General features: G+C 57.7%; 1 protein-coding gene. It reads left to right on the forward strand.

Translation table 11 applies throughout. The features are described from left to right. Positions 1-181 precede the first annotated feature (181 nt). Positions 182-1180, forward strand: a complete 999-nt coding sequence (locus E1H13_RS26535; RefSeq protein WP_169617961.1) for an IS110 family transposase — start codon at positions 182-184, stop codon at positions 1178-1180. Positions 1181-1207 lie beyond the last annotated feature (27 nt).

Here is a 1207-nt window from a genome sequence, read left to right on the forward strand (position 1 = left end):
CACCCTAAAGCCCTTTAGAGCTTGCACGGTAGAACAAGAGCCTCCCTCATTTTGCCCATCGGATCGCGACCAGCAGACTGGACAGTATACCAGGGAGTCCTCGAGACCCCCCAAGCTGGATAACAAGGATAGCGCTGAGCGCGATCAGCCCTGTTGTTCTGATATTCCGGAGGAATGACCCATGACTCACCCCCTGATTCCCGTTGGCATTGATGTGAGCAAAGCCACCTTACATGTGGCGATTCTGCTTCCCGAGCGGTCTAAGCCCCAGTATCAGACGTTTGATAACACCGAAGCGGGTCATGCCGCGTTGCAAGGGTGGCTAGTGGAGCGAGGCGTCACGAGCGCTCACATCTGCCTAGAGGCGACCAGTATCTATGGCCATGGCGTGGCCACTGCGCTCCACCAACAGGGCCACCGGGTCAGCATCGTCAACCCAGTGCGGATTCACGGCTATGCCAAAAGCCAACTCAAGCGCACCAAGGCGGATCGCCCCGATGCCACGCTGATTGCCCAGTTCTGCCGAGACCTTAAGCCCAGTGCCTGGCAACCCTCGGCAGAGGACATCGAGACACTGCAAGCCTACACTCGCCGTCTCGATGCCCTCACCCACATGCTGACTCAGGAGAAGAACCGCTTGGCCATCAGTCCTGAGGCGCTCAAGCCCAATATTGAGGCCCATATCACCTTCCTCGAGAACCAAGTGAAGGCGTTAAAAAAGCAGTTTCGCTCGCATATCAAGAGCCATGAGTCATTGCAGGCCCAGGCGGACTTGCTGGTCTCCATTGTGGGTATCGGCCCCGATACCGCCGCCCGGCTGCTGGCTGAAATCGGCGATATCAAAGCCTTTGGCTCGGCCCGCCAGCTCGCCGCCTATGCGGGCTTAACGCCCCAGGAACACACCTCTGGCACCTCGGTGCAGGGCAAAACTCGGCTCTGCAAGATTGGTAATGCTCGGCTGCGAAAAGCCCTCTATTTCCCCGCTATCGCGTTTCTACGCTGTGCGCCAGAACTTCAGCCCTGGTGTGAGCGTCTGGCGGCGGCGGGCAAAACCAAAATGGCTATTGTCGGAGCTGCTATGCACAAGCTCATTCGTATCGTCTACGGTGTTTTAGCCTCTAATCAACCCTACGACCCGTCTAAGTTGCTGCCACCTAAATCAGCGGCAGCGACCCCTTGACACCCCAAGGCCAACACAGTATCTACG

Source organism: Nodosilinea sp. P-1105 (assembly GCF_012911975.1).
Taxonomy (GTDB): Bacteria; Cyanobacteriota; Cyanobacteriia; order Phormidesmidales; family Phormidesmidaceae; genus Nodosilinea.

Bases quoted from the DNA above. Each gene is read 5' to 3' on its own strand.
- E1H13_RS26535 (WP_169617961.1), top strand. From the start codon at position 182: ATGACTCACCCCCTGATTCCCGTTGGCATTGATGTGAGCAAAGCCACC.